The following is a 17,152-nucleotide window of genomic DNA, read 5'->3' as shown; positions in this document are numbered from 1 at the left end:
ATGCCCACCACCGGAACCCCCGTCGGCGTCACCCAGGGCTCCCGCACCCGCGGCGGCATCGGCGAGTCCACCCTGCGCCCCGACGGCACCCTCAAGGTCACCGGCGAGTTCGCGTACTCCTCCGACATGTGGCACGAGGACATGCTCTGGGGCCACACCCTGCGCTCCACCGTCGCGCACGCCGAGATCCGCTCCATCGACGTCGCCGAGGCGCTGGCCACCCCCGGCGTGTACGCCGTGCTGACCTACGACGACCTGCCCGCGGCCGTGAAGAACTACGGCCTGGAGATCCAGGACACCCCGGCGCTCGCCCACGGCCGGGTCCGCCACCACGGCGAGCCGGTCGCGCTGGTCGCCGCCGACCACCCCGAGACCGCCCGCCGGGCCGCCGCCAAGATCCGCGTCGACTACGCCGAACTCCCCGTCGTCACCGACGAGGCCTCCGCGACCGCCCCCGACGCCGTGCTGATCCACGAAGGGCGTGACGACCACCACATCGGGCACGTCCCGCACCCCAACATCGTCCACCGGCAGCCCATCGTCCGCGGCGACGCCGACGCCGCCGCGCTCCGCGCCGACGTCGTCGTCACCGGCGACTACGTCTTCGGGATGCAGGACCAGGCCTTCCTCGGCCCGGAGTCCGGCCTCGCCGTGCCGTCCGAGGACGGCGGTGTGGAGCTGTACGTGGCCACCCAGTGGCTCCACTCCGACCTGCGGCAGATCGCCCCCGTACTCGGCCTGCCCGAGGACAAGGTCCGCATGACGCTCTCCGGCGTCGGCGGCGCGTTCGGCGGACGCGAGGACCTGTCGATGCAGATCCACGCCTGCCTGCTGGCCCTGCGCACCGGCAAGCCCGTCAAGATGGTCTACAACCGCTTCGAGTCCTTCTTCGGGCACGTCCACCGCCACCCGGCCAGGCTCCACTACGAGCACGGCGCCACCAGGGACGGCCGGCTCACCCACCTCAAGTGCCGGATCGTGCTGGACGGCGGCGCCTACGCCTCCGCCTCCCCGGCCGTCGTCGGCAACGCCGCTTCCCTCGCCGTCGGCCCGTACGTCGTCGAGGACGTCGACATCGAGGCGATCGCGCTCTACTCCAACAACCCGCCCTGCGGCGCCATGCGCGGCTTCGGCGCGGTCCAGGCGTGCTTCGCCTACGAGGCGCAGATGGACAAGCTCGCCGCCGCGCTCGGCATGGACCCGGTGGAACTGCGGCAGCTGAACGCCATGGAGCAGGGCTCGCTGCTCCCCACCGGTCAGCGCGTCGACTCGCCCGCCCCCGTCGCCGAGCTGCTGCGCCGGGTCAAGTCCCGCCCGCTGCCGCCCGAACAGCAGTGGCTGGCGGCCGGCGCGCACGGCAGCTCGGTGGACGTACGGGCGCTGCCCGGCGGGCTCTCCAACACCACCCACGGCGAGGGCGTGGTGCGCGGGGTCGGCTACGCGGTGGGCGTCAAGAACGTCGGCTTCTCCGAGGGGTTCGACGACTACTCCACCGCCCGCGTCCGGATGCAGGTGGTGGGCGGCGAACCCGTCGTCTCGGTGCACACCGCGATGGCCGAGGTCGGCCAGGGCGGCGTCACCGTGCACGCCCAGATCGCCCGCACCGAACTCGGCGTCGCCCAGGTCACCATCCAGCCCGCCGACACCCGCGTGGGCTCCGCCGGTTCGACCTCCGCGTCCCGCCAGACCTACGTCACCGGCGGCGCGGTGAAGAACGCCTGCGAGGCGGTCCGCGAACAGGTCCTGGAGCGCGGACGCCGGGCCTTCGGCACCTACCACCCGGCCTGGGCCACCGCCGAACTCCTGCTGGAGGACGGCAAGGTGGTCACCGACGGCGGCGAGGTCCTCGCGTCCGTCGCCGACGTCCTCGGCGACGAGGTGGTCGAGGCCGACCTGGAGTGGCGCCACCGGCCCACCGAACCCTTCGACCTGCGCACCGGCCAGGGCAATGGACACGTCCAGTACTCCTTCGCCGCGCACCGCGCCGTGGTCGAGGTCGACACCGAACTCGGCCTGGTCAAGGTCGTGGAGCTGGCGTGCGCCCAGGACGTCGGCAAGGCGCTCAACCCGCTGTCGGTCGTCGGCCAGATCCAGGGCGGCTCCACCCAGGGCCTCGGCGTCGCGGTGATGGAGGAGATCATCGTCGACCCGAAGACGGCGAAGGTGCGCAACCCCTCCTTCACCGACTACCTCATCCCCACCATCCTCGACACTCCGACCATCCCGGTCGACGTGCTCGAACTCGCCGACGAGCACGCCCCGTACGGGCTGCGCGGCGTCGGCGAGGCGCCCACCCTCTCCTCGACGCCGGCGGTGCTCGCGGCGATCCGCGCCGCGACCGGCCTGGCGCTCGACCGCACCCCGGTGCGGCCCGAGCACCTCACCGGCACCTGACCGGCGCTCCACCACGCTCCGGGCGGCGCGCGCCGCAGGGCCCGCGCCGCCCGGAGACCACCGCGACACCCCCTGCCCACCACGCCGTTCGCCTCGGGCCGTCCCCCGGGTCGTGCCGTCCCTGCACCATCCCGAATCCCGCCGCGGATCCCGCCGCGGGTGCCCCTGTGAACCTTGGGAGTCAGGCATCATGACCCAGCAGTCCGTCGAACCCGCCGCCCGGCGGCCCGACGCACCCGCCGCTCCGCCCGCCCGCCGGTCCCGGGCCGACCGCTACTTCTCGATCACCGAGCGCGGCTCGACCGTCGGCCGCGAGGTGCGCGGCGGGGTCACCACCTTCATGGCGATGGCCTACATCCTGCTGCTCAACCCGCTGATACTCGGCGGCGAGGACGTCGACGGCCACCTTCTCGGCCGCTCCGGCCTGATCACCGCCACCGCGCTGGCCGCCGCCGCGACCACCCTGCTCATGGGGTTCGTCGGCCGGGTGCCGCTCGCCCTCGCGGCCGGCCTCGGCGTTTCCGGTGTCCTCGCCTCCCAGGTGGCGCCCCAGATGACCTGGGCCCAGGCGATGGGCATGTGCGTCGTCTACGGCGTGATCATCTGCCTGCTCGTGGTCACCGGACTGCGTGAGCTGATCATGAACGCGATCCCGCTGGCGCTGAAGCACGGCATCACCATGGGCATCGGCCTCTTCATCGCGCTGATCGGCCTCTACAAGGCGGGCTTCGTCCACCAGGGGGCCGCGACCCCGGTCTCGCTCGGCCCGGCCGGCGAACTCGTCGGCTGGCCCGTACTGATCTTCGCCGTCACGCTGCTGTTGATCTTCGCGCTCCAGGCGCGCCGGATCCCCGGCGCCATCCTCATCGGCATCCTCGCCGGGACCGTCCTCGCCGTCCTGCTCAACACCGTCCTGGAGATCGATCCGAAGTCATGGAGCAGCGGCCCGCCCGCGCTGGACGGCTCCGCGGTCTCCGCACCCGACTTCTCGCTCTTCGGCGACGTCGACCTCGGCGGCTGGGGCGACGTCGGGGTGATCACCGTCGGCATGATCGTCTTCACCCTGGTGCTGGCCGGTTTCTTCGACGCGATGGCCACCATCATCGGCGTCGGCACCGAGGCCGGGCTCGCCGACGACAAGGGCCGCATGCCGGGCCTGTCCCGCGCCCTGTTCGTGGACGGCGCAGGCGGTGCGATCGGCGGGGTCGCCGGCGGCTCCGGCCAGACGGTGTTCGTGGAGTCGGCGACCGGCGTCGGCGAGGGCGCGCGCACCGGCCTCGCCTCCGTCGTCACCGGACTGCTCTTCGCCGCCTGCCTGTTCTTCACCCCGCTCACCGCGATCGTCCCCGCCGAGGTGGCCTCCGCCGCCCTCGTCGTCATCGGCGCGATGATGATGCAGAACGCGCGCCACGTGGACTGGGCCGACCGATCGGTCGCGGTACCGGTCTTCCTCACCGTCGTCCTGATGCCGTTCACTTACACCATCACCGCCGGAGTGGCCGCCGGCGTCATCTCGTACACCGTGATCAAGCTTGCCCAGGGCCGCGCGCGGGAAGCAGGACCCCTGATGTGGGTGCTCACGGTGGTGTTCGTGGGCTACTTCGCCCTTCACCCGATCGAGAACTGGCTGGGTGTCGGCTGACGCCACCGCGTCACCGGCTGCCCGAAGGAGACCCGCCATGCTGGACATCGCCGCCGAACTGCACCGATGGGCCGAGGAGGGCCGCGACTTCGCCGTCGCCACGGTCGTCGCCGTCACCGGCAGCGCCCCCCGGCAGCCGGGGGCCGCGCTCGCCGTCGACCGGGACGGCGCGGTCGTCGGCTCGGTCTCCGGCGGCTGCGTCGAGGGCGCCGTGTACGAACTGTGCGCGCAGGCCCTGGACGACGGCCTGCCCGTGCGGGAACGGTTCGGCTACAGCGACGAGGACGCCTTCGCCGTGGGCCTGACCTGCGGCGGCGTCATCGACGTCCTGGTGGTGCCGGTCCGGGCGGCGGACCCCGGCCGTCCGGTGTACGCCGCCGCCCTGGCCGCCGCCGCGGGGCGGCGGCCGGCGGCGCTCGCCCGGGTCACCGACGGACCCGCCGAACTCCTCGGCCGGGCCCTCCTGGTGGACACCGACGGACCCGGCGACCCGCAGGCCGGCGGCGGCGTCCCGTACACCGGCGGCCTGGGCGGCCACCCGGCGCTGGACCGGACGGTGGCCGCCGAGGCGTACGCCCTGCTCGGCGCCGGGCGCACCGGGACGCTCACCGTCGGCGCGGAGGGCAGCCACTGCGGACAGCCCATCACCCTGCTCGTCGAATCGAGCGTGGAACCGCCCCGCATGATCGTCTTCGGCGCGATCGACTTCGCCCAGGCCCTCGTTCGGGCGGGCAGGTTCCTCGGGTACCGGGTCACCGTCTGCGACGCCCGCCCGGTCTTCGCCACCTCCGCCCGCTTCCCGGAGGCCGACGAGGTGGTGGCCGACTGGCCGCACCGGTACCTCGCCGCCACCGAGGTGGACGCCCGGACGGTGCTCTGCGTCCTCACCCACGACCCCAAGTTCGACGTGCCGCTGCTGGAGACCGCGCTGCGGCTGCCGGCCGGATACATCGGCGCCATGGGCTCCCGCCGCACCCACCTGGACCGGATGGAGCGGCTGCGCGAGGCGGGCGTCACCGAGGCCGAACTGGCCCGGCTGCGCTCGCCGATCGGCCTCGACCTCGGGGCACGCACCCCGGAGGAGACCGCGCTGTCCATCGTCGCGGAGATCGTCGCCGAGCGCCGGGGCGGCAGCGGCGCCCCGCTCAACGGGGCGGGCGTCCCGATCCACCACGAGGACGCCCCGACGACCGTCCCGACGGTCGGCTGAGGGCAGTCGGGGGCAGGCGACCGGGCCCGTGGCAACCGGGTGTCCGGCGCGGGCGGGTTGCCGCCACGGCGCATTCCTGCCAGCAGGGAACCGAGTCGTGGCCCCGCATTTACCGGTAGATCAACAGCATGACATTTTCAGCCTCCTCCGTTTCGGGCCGGGCGAGACCCGCTCGCACGGGACGCAGAGCCCTCCTGATAGCCACGTCGGTCGCGCTGGTGAGCGGCGTGATGCTCCCCGCCGCGGGTTCCGCTTCCGCCGCCTCCCCGACGCAGGCCGAGAGCCGCCGGGCGGCCGATCCCCAGAGCTACGACATCACCCTGGTCACCGGTGACGTCGTGCACTACGTGGACGGCGCGGGGGACCAGGACACCGTCACCGTCGACCGCCCCGAGGGCGCGACCGGCGGTGTGCACGTCCAGCAGGCGGGCGACGACCTCTACGTCCTCCCCGACGAGGCCACCTCGCTGCTCGCCGCGGGCAAGCTCGACCGCCGGCTGTTCAACATCTCCACACTGGTCGCGATGGGGTACGACGACGAGCGGTCCGGCGGCATCCCGCTGATCGCCACCTACCCCGCGAGCAGGGCCCGTTCGCTTCCCGCCGCCCCGGCCGGGTCCGACAAGGTCCGCACCCTCTCCTCGATCCACGGCGCCGCGCTCAGGACCGACAAGGCGCAGGTGCGCACCTTCTGGAGCGACATCGCCCGCACGGCCACCGCGCGTTCGCTCGACAACGGCATCGCCAAGCTCTGGCTGGACGGCAAGGCCGAGGCGACTCTGGCGGAGTCGGTGCCCCGGATCAACGCCCCCGCGGCGTGGGAGGAGGGCTACGACGGCAAGGGCATCAAGGTCGCCGTCCTCGACACCGGCATCGACGAGGACCACCCGGACGTCAAGGACCGCGTCCTGGAGGCCAGGAGCTTCGTCCCCGGCGAGGGGGTCGACGACAAGCACGGCCACGGCACCCACGTGGCGTCCACCATCGCCGGCTCCGGCGCCGCCTCCGACGGACGCAACAAGGGCGTCGCCCCCTCCGCCGGACTCCTCGTCGGCAAGGTGCTCGGCGACAGCGGCGAAGGCGCGGACTCGGGCATCATCGAGGCGATGGAGTGGGCGAAGGCCGAAGGCGCCGACGTCGTCTCCATGAGCCTCGGCTCGCCCGTCCCGGACGGCGGCACCGACCCCATGGCCCAGGCGGTGAACGCCCTGTCGGCCGACGGCGGACCGCTGTTCGTCATCGCCGCGGGCAACGCCTACGGCGCCGGCACCATCGGCGCGCCCGGTTCCGCGGAGAAGGCGCTCACCGTCGCCGCCGTCGACAAGCAGGACGGCCGGGCCGACTTCTCCTCCATGGGCCCGCTGGTGGGCACCAACGGCCTGAAGCCCGACGTCTCCGCCCCCGGCGTCGACATCAACGCCGCCGCCTCGCAGTCCGTGCCGAACATCCAGGGCATGTACCAGTCGATGTCCGGCACCTCGATGGCCACGCCGCACGTCGCCGGCGCCGCCGCCATCCTGAAGCAGCGCCACCCCGACTGGACCGGCCAGCGCATCAAGGACGCGCTGATGAGCACGGCCACCGAACTGCCGTACACGCCGTACGAGCAGGGCACCGGCCGCATCGACGTCAAGTCCGCCCTGGACAGCACGATCACGGCCACCGGCTCGGTCGAGGTCGCCGACTACACGTGGCCGCACGACGCGTCCGACGAGGTCGCCGAGCGCACCGTCACCTACACCAACTCCGGTGCCCAGGACGTGACGCTGAACCTGTCGACCGGCACCGACGCGGCGGCGTACACCCTCTCCACGCAGAAGCTGACCGTCCCGGCCGGCTCGTCCGCCGACGCGGTCCTGTCCATCGACCCCCAGCAGGTCGCCGCGCCCACCACCTTCTCCGGCCAGGTGCTCGCCACCGACGCCGCGGGCCGGACCGTCGCCCGCACCGGCTTCGCGGTCGCCAAGGAGGAGGAGCGCTACGACGTCACGATCAAGCTGAAGGACCGCTCCGGCAAGCCGATGGACGGCACCGTCGTCTTCGGCGCCCTGGGCGGCCAGCTCGACCCCGTGAACGTCTCCGGCGAGACCACCCTGCGGGTCCTTCCGGGCAACTACACCGCCTGGGCCTCCGTGGACGTCCCCGGCGACCGCTCCGACGCGCAGGCGATCGCCTTCCTGGCCGCACCCGAGACGATCGTCGACGGCAAGGGCACCGCCACCATCACGCTCGACGCCTCCAAGGCGCGCAGGATCAGCGCCAAGGCGCCCCGGGAGACCGAGACCCGGCAGCTCCGCTACGACATGGCACGGACCGCGCCCGACGGAACCGTCCAGCGCGACGCCTACCAGATCCCGCCGATGTACGACCAGCTCTGGGCGTCCCCCACCAAGAAGGTCACCCGGGGCAGCTTCAGCTTCCTCACCCGCTGGCGCCTCAGCGAGGAACTGGTCGACGTGACGGCGGACGGCGACGACGTCCCCGTCACCGTCCAGAACGGCGCCGACGTCGCGGAGGACAGCCGGCGCAAGCTGACCGCCGTGTACGCCGGTGACGGCGGCGCCGCGGCCTACAAGCGGCTCAACGCCAAGGGCAAGGCCGTGGTCGTGAACCGCAGCGACGCGGTCGCCCCCGAGGAGCGGCTGGCCAACGCGCTCGCCGCGGGTGCCGAGGCGCTGTTCGTCGTCAACGACGGACGCGGCGCGCTGCTGGAGTCGTACACCGAGTACGGCACCGAGACCACCATCCCGATCGCCTCGGCCCAGCACCTGGCCGGCCAGTCGCTGATCCGTGCCGCCCAGCGGGGCAAGAAGATCGACGTCGACCAGAAGCGGTACGCCGACTACGTCTACGACCTGGTCGACCGCCACGACGGCACGGTCCCGGACCGCTCGCTGGCCTTCGCCCCGTCCTCGCGTCAGCTCGCCAAGGTGGAGAACACCTTCTACGGCGACAAGACGACGCTCGGCGGCGGCTACCGCTACGACATCCCGGACTACGGTCCCGGCGTGGGCTTCGAGGAGTACGAGCAGTACCCGTCGGTCCGCGAGGAGTGGGTCACCCCGCTGCCCGGCGACTCGTTCTGGTACGAGAACCACTCGATCCTGAACGCCGCCGGCACGGGCACCGCCGTCGAGATGCGCAGCACCGACCTGGACTACACGGCCGGCCGCACCTACCGCGCCGACTGGTTCGCCCCGGTCACCGGCCCGCGTCTGGGCACCGGCTACTGGGGTCCGTTCCGCACCGGCTACAACGACATCCAGTTCAACATCACCCCGTGGACGGACTCGGGCGAGGGGCACTCGGGCGCCATGCCCGAGGACGAGTACGACACCACCTCCTACGCCTTCTACCAGGGCGGCAAGCTGATCAAGGAGGGCGCAGGCCGGGCCGGATACGCCTGGGACCTGTCGCCGGAGAAGCTGCCCTACCGCCTGGTCCTCGACGCGCGACGCGATGCCGGGACCTGGAAGACCTCGACGCGCACCCACACCGAGTGGAACTTCCTCTCGGGGCAGATCCCCGGTGAGGGCTACTCCCAGCAGGACATCCCGCTGCTCCAGCTCGACTACGACGTCGACACCAGCCTCGCCGGTGACGTGAAGGCCGGCGGCGAGGTCGAACTCGGCCTGGACGCCGGCACGCAGGCGTGGCTCGACGGCGCCGTGCGGGCCACGACGGCCTCGCTCTCCGTCAGCTACGACGACGGCGCGCACTGGACCCCGGTCCAGCTCCGCAAGACCGGTTCGGGCGAGTGGACCGCGAAGTTCCGGACGCCGAAGAAGGGGGCCTCCTCGGTCTCCCTGAAGGTGCGCGCCCAGGGCCCCGGCGGCCTCGGCGTGGACCAGGAGATCATCCGGGCCTTCGGCCTGAAGTGACCGGCTGAGCAAGGCTGTTCGCACGACGGCCCCGCACCTGCCCCGCCACGGGGGAGATGCGGGGCCGTCCGCCGTCCTGGCCGGTCCGCCGTCCCGGTCAGCGGCCCGCCTGGAGCGCCGCCCAGGTCGCCGGGCCCACCGCGCCGTCCACGGAGAGGCCGCGGCTCGTCTGGTAGCTGCGTACCGCCGTGAGGGTGGCCGGTCCGAAGCTGCCGTCGATGCCCACGGTCGAGCCGAGCGCCGCCGTCAGGGCCCGCTGGAGCCGCTTGACCGGGTCGCCGGTCGCGCCCTGGCTCAGCGTGGGCGTCGTCCCCGCCGAGAGCAGCGCCGTCCAGGACTTGGCCCCCACGACGCCGTCGGCGGTCAGCCCGCGTGCCGACTGGAACGCCTTGACCGCGCTCGTGGTGCCGGAGCCGAAGATCCCGTCCACGGCGCCGGCCCCGTACCCCTGGTCGTTGAGGAGCTGCTGGACCGCCTTGACCTGCGCCCCGGTGGATCCCGACCGCAGGGTGGCGTACGAGGTGAAGCTCAGCACGTCGCTGCTGCCGCCGGTGCTGCCGCCGACCAGCTGCATGTAGTAGGTCCAGTTCCAGTTCGGCCCGGGGTCGGTGTGGTCGTTGCCCGGCGCCTCGCTGTGCCCGATGACGTGGGCCCGGTCCTTCGGGATGCCGTACCGGGCGCAGAGGCTGGCGGTCAGCGCGGCGGACGAGCGGTACATCGAGTCGGTGAACCAGGACGGGTCGTCCACCCACCCCTCGTGCTCGATGCCGACCGAGGAGGCGTTGGCGCTCTTCGCGTGGTAGGCGGTGTTGGCCTCGCGCACGGTCTGGGTGATCTCGCCGTCCGAGGAGCGGACCACGTAGTGGGCGCTGACCTGGGACGTGGAGTTCTGGAACCAGCTGATGGAGCCCGCGTACGAGCCCTGGGTGACGTGGATGACGACCTTGTCGATCGCCTCCGCGCGGCCCACCTTGAAGTTGTTCGCGTGCGCCGGCACCCACAGCGCCGACGGGTAGTCCGTGCTAGCCGCCGCGATGCCCGGAGCGCCGAGCGCGCCCTTCTCGGGCGCCACCGGCCGGGACGGGACGGTGACGCTCTCGCCGTCCGGGGTGGTGACGCGGATGCCCTCGGCGAGGAAGGCGTACACGGCGTCCGCGTACAGCTCGGCCGCCGCGCCCTCCGCGCCGCCGTAGCGGGCGACGGCGGTGTACCAGGCGTCGACGTCCCGGCGGTCGTCGCGCCCGAGCCCGAGGGCGTCCGCGTGCTCGCGCAGCACGGCGGCGCCGCCCAGGATGTTGGCCGCGCTGTCCTCGCGCAGCCGGGCCACCGGGGCGCCGGTCAGCGCCGCGGCGCGCTCCAGCGAGTGGGTGGAGGGGTTGCTGGCCAGGTGCATCACCCCGTAGCCGTTGGCCTGGCTGGGGGCGCCGCCGTGGTCGTCGAGGTGCGTCTCGCCGTAGCCGACCGCGGCGAGCAGGTCGCGCGGCACGTCGTAGGCGGTGGCGGCCCGCGCGAAGGCGCTGTTGAGGGTGGTTTCGGCGTCCGCGGCGGGGGCGGCCAGGGCGGGCAGCGCGGCGGTGAGGACGGCGGTCGCGGTGAGGACGGCGAGTGCGGAGGCGGTGCGCCGCGGGTGGCCCGAGGGGTGTCTGGACATGTGTGCTCCTGCTCGTGTGGGGGGTGACGGCGGCCCCGGCCCGGTGGGGTGGGCCCGGGCCGCCGAGCGGGCCCAGGGTATCGGCGGGGCAGGGGCATGACAATGCGTGCGGGCGCGTCAATGCGCCCTACAGGAAAGGTAAGTGACGGGGCGTCAGTAAAAAGGGAGGCGGAGCTGTGCCGCCGCCAGGTCTGCCCGGTCGGACCAGCGGGGAGGCCGCTCGAACGGGAGTGCGGGCCGCTCGTGGAGGCTGGGCGGGGCCGGGAATTCGTACACCTGCGCAGAGGCCCACCGCACGGGGGAACGAGGAGCCGATCATGTCCGCCGAAGGCGTATAAAGGGCCCTTCGGAGCAGCCGGCGTCCCCCGATGGCCCACCTCATCCCCCACGCGGCAGGCGTCACCGCGTCCCCGAGCGGAGGAGCGCCGCATGAGCACCTCGGAACAGATCAGCGACCTGCTGGTAGCGCACTTCGGAACCGATCGGCAGGCGATCGCGGACGACGTGCCGCTCCGGCGGCTGCGGCTGGACTCACTCGCGCTGGAAGAACTGCGGCTGCTCATCGAGGACCGGATGAGCGTCGACCTGGAGGACGTCGTCCTCACCTCCCGCGACACCGTCGGCCACCTGGTGGCCGCCGTGCGCGACAAGGCCGCCGCGTGACCGGCCGCCCGGCCGGCTGGTCGCCGCCCCGCCCGGAACCCTTCCGCGCCGCCGTCACCGGCGTCGGACTCGTCACCGCCGCGGGCGTCGGCGCCGACGCCGCCTGGCGCGGCGCGTGCGGCGCGGGCGACGCCCCCCACGTCCCGCACCGGCCCGAACTGGAGGGCCTGGAATGCGACTTCTTCTACAGCGTCGACGGGCTCGACACCACCGCCGCCCTCGGCGTGGCCGCCCTGCGGCTGATGGACCGCTTCGCCCAGCTCGCCGTGATCGCCGCCCGTGAGGCGGTCGCCGACGCCGGACTCGACGCCTCCGTCTGGGACAGCGGCCGGGTCGGCGTCGTCATCGGCTCCGCCCACGGCGGACTGCCCTTCTACGACGCGCAGCACACCGCGCTCACCGAACGCGGCCCCCGCCGCGTCTCCCCGAAGCTCGCCCCGCTCGTCGTCGTCAACGGCGCCGCCAGCAGCGTCGCCATGGACCTCGGCGTGCACGGCCCCAGCCTCGCCGTCTCCACCGCCTGCTCCTCCGGCACCGTCGCCCTCGGCACCGCGCACCAACTGCTGCGCACCGGGGCCTGCGACATCGTCGTGGCCGGCGGCGCCGAATCCACCTGCTCCCGGCTGCTCATCGCCAGCGCCTGCCGGATGCGCGCCGTCTCCACCCGCCGCGACGACCCGCAGTCGGCCTGCCGCCCCTTCGACACCCACCGCGACGGCTTCGTCGTCGGTGAGGGGGCCGGACTCCTCGTCCTGGAACACCCCGACCACGCCCGCGCCCGCGGCGCCACCGTCCGCGCCCGCGTCGACGGCTACGGCGCCGCCAGCGACGCCCACTCCGTGGTGGCCCCCGAACCGGGCGGCCTCGGCATCGAACGGGCCCTGCGCACCGCGCTCGCCGACGCCGGACTGACCGGCGCCGACATCGGCCACGTCAACGCGCACGGCACCTCGACCGTCGCCAACGACCTCATCGAGGCGACCATGCTGCACCGTGTCCTCGGCGACGGCGCCCTGGTCACCTCCACCAAGGCCATGACCGGCCACACCCTGGGCGCGGCCGGCGGCATCGAGGCGGCGCTGACCGTCCTCGCGCTCCAGCACCAGCTCGTGCCGCCCACGGTCAACCTCGACGTACCGGACCCGGAGATCCCCGTCGAGGTGGTGTCCAAGGAAGCCAGGCCGCACCGGTTCGACCACGCCGTCAAGACGTCCCTGGGCTTCGGCGGGCACAATGCCGCGCTCGTCCTGTCCAGGGCCTGACGGCCGAGGAGAACGACGATGACGACCCGCGCCGACACCGGCGAAGAGACCGTGCGCCACCTCTCGGTGGACGGGGTGCGCTTCTCCTACCGGGTGCTGCGCCGCACCGGCACACCCACCGGCCCCGTCACCGAACCCGCCGTCGTCATCGGCGGCGCGCTCCAGGGGATGCACGGCTGGCCCCAGATGGACGACCACCTCGGCGCCGTCACCGACGTGGTCACCGCCGACCTGCCCGGCATGGGCGGCGCGGACCCCCTGCCGCCCGGCCCCGCCGCACCGGTCCTGCGCCGGGCGCTGACCGCCGTCGCCGACGGCCTCGGCGCACCCCGCGTCAACCTCTTCGGCTTCTCCTACGGCTCCGCCCTCGCCCACGACTGGGCGGTCCACCATCCCGGACGCGTCGCCCGGCTGGCGCTCGGCGGACTGCCGTTGCACGTCACCGACGCACAACGGCACGCCTGGCAGCAGGCGGTGTCCCTGCTGGAGGCCGGCCAACGGGAGGAGTTCGCGGCCCGCGCGGCGGACGCCCTGATGTGCCTCGACCCCCGACGCCACGTGCACCGCAGGGAGCTGGCGCGCCGGTACGTCCGGCGCTCGTTCCTGCACGCCCTCGCCTCCTCCCCGCACGCGGCGGACGCGCTCGTCCGGGCGACCGCCGACCGGCCCGGCTTCGGCGGCACCCTCTCCGCGGTGCGCACCCTGGTCTTCGCCGGGGAGCACGACACGGTGACCCCGGCCGGCGCCCAGCGGGAGTTCGCCGCCGCCGCCGGCGCCGGCTTCCGGACCCTGGCCGACTCCGACCACTGGGTCGTCCTCGAACGCGCCGACGACGTGGCCGAACTGGTCGCGGCCTTCTTCACCGACCGGCCGCTGCCAGCCGACCGCCCGCCGGCGCGGGTCCCGGGCGTCCGGCGCGAGGAGGACCCGGCTCCGTACGCCCCGAGCCACTGAGCGGTCCGCCCGGTGGGCCGTGGCAGGTTCCCGGCGGGGCCGCGGGGCGCACCCGGTGAGGTGGGGCCGCCGGGGCGGCCCCACCGTCGTGCGGTACGTCAGCGGCCGTGGCCGCCGCCCTTGACGTCGACCCGCACGATCTGCGGGTCGTGGTCGCTGGCCTGGTCCGCGAACTCCGCGTTGATGTGCACCACGTCGTAGTCGAACCGGCGGATGCCGGGGCTCGTCAGGATGTGGTCCAGCGTCTGGGAGTTGCCGTCGTAGACGTAGCTGTACTGCTCGTTCCGCGGCAGCGTGGTGATCAGCGGCCTGAGCACCCGGTCCGCGGTCAGCGCCGACATGGTAGGGGAGAACGCGAAGTCGTTCAGGTCGCCGAGCGTGATCACCCGGGCGTCCTTGTCCGCCTTCAGCAGCGAGGTGACGAACGCGTTGACCTCGGCGGCCTGCTGCACCCGCTGCGTCTCCGAACTGCGCGCGGGCTCCTGGTAGCGGCCGTGCAGCGGCTGGTCGCCGCCCTTGGAGGCGAAGTGGTTGCCGATGACGAACACCGGCTCGCCGCGGAAGCTGAACTCCCCGACCAGCGGCTTGCGGCTGCTGTTCCACGCGGTGCTCGCCGGGTCGATCCGGCCCGGCGAAGCCGACAGGGTGACGCCCTTGCGGGTCTTCACCGCCGTGACCGGCGTCGTCGCGTCGCCGCCGGGCCGGTCCACGAAGGACACCCGCTCCGGGTTGAACAGGAAGACGTTGCGGATGTTGCCGCCCGGCTCGCCGCCGTCCTTGCCGTCCTCGGGAGCGACGTAGCGCCACGCGTACCGGGGGCCGCCCGCCGCCACGATCGCGTCGGTGAACCGCTTCAGCGTCCCCTCGGAGCCGACCGTGCCGTCGTTCACCGCGCCGTTGTCGTCCTGGATCTCCTCCAGCGACACGATGTCCGGCGACGAGAGGTTGACGGCCACGCCCGCGGCGAGGGTGTCGAACTTCGCCTGGTCGTCCAGCGCGTCGAGGTTCTCCACGTTGTACGTGGCGACCGCCAGTTCCCGCTTCTTCTGCTTGCGGGTCACCTCGCGCCGCAGCCCGTTGTCCTGGAGCGTGCCCAGCTCGGTCGCCTGGAGGTTGTAGCCGCCGTACGAGTCGTAGTCCACCACCCCGACGCTCCGGCCGGTGAGCACGTCGCCCACGTCCGCCGTCGGCACCGGCCGGGCCGCGTCCAGCGACATCACCTTGATGCGCCCGGTGTTCTGGTCGGTGTACGAGGCGTACAGCGTGCCACCGCGCACCGTCGGGTTCTGCCGCGGCTCGACCGTCACCCAGACCTCGCCGTACGCGGTCGTCGCCCCGGTCACCCGGGTGTCCGCGATCTCGACCCGGACGCCCTCCAGCGACTCGTACAGGTCCAGCGCGTACGTCGCCGGGTCCAGCGGAAGCGACTCGACGGAAGCGCCGCCCGCCGTGGGCGCGTACCCGGCCGGGACCGCGGCGGCGTCCAGCACCACCGGCGCGGGCAGCGCGTTGCCGGAGGACAGCACGGTGGTCTTCGGGGCGGTGATCTCGGTGATCGACTGGGTGGTGGCGGACGGGGCGTACTCGTCCACCTTGCCGCTGACCAGGACCGAGTCGCCGACGGCGACGGCCGGCGCGGCCGAGCCGGTGTAGACGAAGACGGCCTCGCTGGTCCGGGCGTCCGCGTCCGGGGCGGTGTCCTGGATCCAGAAGCCGCGTGAGCCCGAGGCGCGCACGGCGGTGACGACGCCGGGTACGCCGGTGAGCGTCTGCCCGTCCAGCGGCGACAGCCGGGTGGTGCCCTGGATGTCGTGGATCCGCACGGTGCCCGGCTCGGTCGGGCCGCCCGGGTCCTCCGGACCGCCGCCGCCGGACGTCCCGCCCGCGGTGTTGACCGGCGTGGGCGCGCCGGCCGCCAGGTCGGCGGCGTTGTCGTCGGTGTCCGCGAGCGACGCGGCACGGGCAACGGAGGCGGTCGCGGAGCTGCCGGTCACCGGGGTCGTCTCGCGGACCACGGCGCTGCCGTAGCCGACGAGGTCCACGATCCGGGTGTCCGCCGCGCAGTCGGCGGCGGTCTTGCAGGTCAGCGGGGCCGAGCCGGAGACCAGGGCGACCGTGCCGCTCGTCGCGGACATCGCGACGGTGCCGGTCGCGTCGGCGGTCGGCAGAGCCACCGTGCCGCCGGTGCCGGCCGCCTCGGCGACCAGGTAGCGTCCGCCCGGCGCGACGGAGCCGGTCAGCGTCGAGACCTGCCAGAGCGAACCGGCCGACGGGGTGCCCGGCAGGTACTGGACGGTGTAGCCCGCGAGGTCGAGCGAGGCCGTCCCGGCGTTGCCCAGCTCGATGAAGTCGCGGGTCAGCGTCGCACCGGAGTTGCCCCCGCCGCCGTAGACCTCGGAGATCACGGCGGTGGCGGAGGGAACGGCGAAGGCCGCGGGCAGCGCCGTCACCGACAGGGCGACGGCGACGGCTGCGGCCAGCGCGGCGGAACGGGGTCGGGATATCTGCACGGCGGCTGCCCCCAAGAATAAGGATGAGAGCAGCAAGCTATGCGCGTAGAACGGGCTGTGACAAGAAGTCAGAGGTTAATTCCACGCATCGTGTGCATGAGCGGACCCCGACGCCGGGGCCCGCCCTCCGTCCGCGTGGGCCGCGCGGTGGGCGCGCGCGACGGGGCGCGGAGACTGGGCGCGATAGGGCCGGGCGGGGCGGCGGGAGGCCGGGCGGGGGCGCGACGGAGACCGGGCGGGGGCGCGACGGAGACCGGGCGGGGCGCGACGGGAGGGCGCGGGTCCCGGGGGCCGACCCGTGCGCCGCCGTGTCGGCTGCCGTGCGCCCGTGCACCGTACCGGTCTCGTGCGCCGCCGCACCGGGCCGCGTGCCGCCGTGCCTCCCGTGCGCCCGTGTGCCGGCCGTGCCTACGCTCCGTCGCCCGCCGGCACCGCACCCGAGGCCGGCACCGCACCCGAGGTTGGCGCCTGGCCCGTGGAGAGCGGGTCCGCGGAGACCGGGCCGGCCGCCACCGGTGCGGCAGGCATCGCCGCCCCGGTCGCCGGAGGGAGGGTGCCCTGCGCCTCGGCGAGGGCCGCGCCCTGGAGCGGATAGACGGCGAGCGAGAAGGAGTGCCCCGCCGGGTCGCTGTAGACCCGGACGTCGCGGGGGCCGCTGTTGTCCTTCGTCTCGACCGGGCGCGCCCCGAGGCCGATGGCCTCGCGCTCCGCCTCGTCCATGTCCTCCTCGGCCACGACGATGCGCAGGTGCGCCTGCTGGGAGTCCTCCGGCCGGGGCCAGCTCGGCGGCGCGTACCCGTGGTCGCGGTGGATCGCCAGGTGCACCCCCCGCTGGCCGACGACCTCGATGAAGTCGGGGTCGCTCCCGACGCGGGTCTCCGCGCCGAGCAGTTGGGCGTAGAAGCCGGCCAGTTCGATGGGCTCGGCACAGTCCAGGACGAGCACGCTCGTTTTCTCGACAGTCATGTCCCTGCGGGTACCCCCG

General features: G+C 73.7%; 9 protein-coding genes and 1 pseudogene. 7 read left to right on the top strand and 3 right to left on the bottom strand.

Going from position 1 to position 17,152, the window contains the following annotated elements:
* From Q0994_RS26315 to Q0994_RS26300, 4 genes are all read left to right on the top strand, one after another.
* The gene (locus tag Q0994_RS26315) at nt 1–2,394 is read left to right on the top strand and encodes a xanthine dehydrogenase family protein molybdopterin-binding subunit (protein ID WP_299539026.1); all 2,394 of its coding nucleotides are present in this window, start codon (nt 1–3) and stop codon (nt 2,392–2,394) included.
* Between the two features lie 190 nt (nt 2,395–2,584).
* On the top strand, nt 2,585–4,036 hold the full coding sequence (locus Q0994_RS26310; RefSeq protein ID WP_299539023.1) for an NCS2 family permease: 1,452 nt from the start codon (nt 2,585–2,587) through the stop codon (nt 4,034–4,036).
* Nucleotides 4,037–4,073: 37 nt separating this feature from the next.
* Complete coding sequence (locus tag Q0994_RS26305; RefSeq protein WP_299539021.1) at nt 4,074–5,246, top strand: XdhC family protein; 1,173 nt, start codon at nt 4,074–4,076, stop codon at nt 5,244–5,246.
* Between the two features lie 230 nt (nt 5,247–5,476).
* On the top strand, nt 5,477–9,127 hold the full coding sequence (locus Q0994_RS26300) for a S8 family serine peptidase (RefSeq protein WP_299539081.1): 3,651 nt from the start codon (nt 5,477–5,479) through the stop codon (nt 9,125–9,127).
* A 97-nt stretch (nt 9,128–9,224) separates the two neighbouring features.
* Here the strand turns inward: Q0994_RS26300 and Q0994_RS26295 are convergent, their stop codons facing one another.
* A complete protein-coding gene (locus Q0994_RS26295; protein ID WP_299539018.1) occupies nt 9,225–10,778 on the bottom strand; it encodes a peptidoglycan-binding protein in 1,554 nt (517 codons plus the stop codon).
* Between the two features lie 429 nt (nt 10,779–11,207).
* Here Q0994_RS26295 and Q0994_RS26290 point away from each other — a divergent pair, with 429 nt between their 5' ends.
* Genes Q0994_RS26290 through Q0994_RS26280 form a run of 3 tightly spaced genes read left to right on the top strand, consistent with a single transcriptional unit; the run spans nt 11,208 to nt 13,657 of the window.
* Nucleotides 11,208–11,441: an acyl carrier protein gene (locus Q0994_RS26290; protein WP_299539015.1), complete on the top strand. Its 234-nt coding sequence runs from the start codon at nt 11,208–11,210 to the stop codon at nt 11,439–11,441.
* Nucleotides 11,438–12,703 (top strand): beta-ketoacyl synthase, encoded by a 1,266-nt coding sequence (locus tag Q0994_RS26285; RefSeq protein WP_299539013.1) that lies wholly within the window; start codon nt 11,438–11,440, stop codon nt 12,701–12,703. The genes Q0994_RS26290 and Q0994_RS26285 overlap by 4 nt, the downstream gene beginning before the upstream one ends.
* An 18-nt stretch (nt 12,704–12,721) precedes the next feature.
* Nucleotides 12,722–13,657 (top strand): alpha/beta fold hydrolase, encoded by a 936-nt coding sequence (locus Q0994_RS26280; protein ID WP_299539011.1) that lies wholly within the window; start codon nt 12,722–12,724, stop codon nt 13,655–13,657.
* Nucleotides 13,658–13,755: 98 nt separating this feature from the next.
* On the opposite strand, the gene Q0994_RS26275 is transcribed toward Q0994_RS26280, so the two are convergent.
* Together Q0994_RS26275 and Q0994_RS26270 are read right to left on the bottom strand one after the other, a co-directional pair.
* Nucleotides 13,756–16,167 carry an endonuclease/exonuclease/phosphatase family protein gene (locus Q0994_RS26275; RefSeq protein WP_299539009.1) on the bottom strand — a complete coding sequence of 804 codons (2,412 nt, stop codon included), beginning with the start codon at nt 16,165–16,167 and terminating at the stop codon, nt 13,756–13,758.
* Nucleotides 16,168–16,749: 582 nt separating this feature from the next.
* A pseudogene (locus tag Q0994_RS26270) lies at nt 16,750–17,133 on the bottom strand (VOC family protein); the annotation flags it as partial.
* Nucleotides 17,134–17,152 lie beyond the last annotated feature (19 nt).

It is taken from the genome of uncultured Streptomyces sp., from assembly GCF_947488945.1.
In the GTDB taxonomy this organism is placed as follows: Bacteria; Actinomycetota; Actinomycetes; order Streptomycetales; family Streptomycetaceae; genus Streptomyces.
The sequence above is the reverse complement of the archived record's forward strand: the minus strand, read 5'-3'. Positions and strand labels throughout refer to the sequence as shown.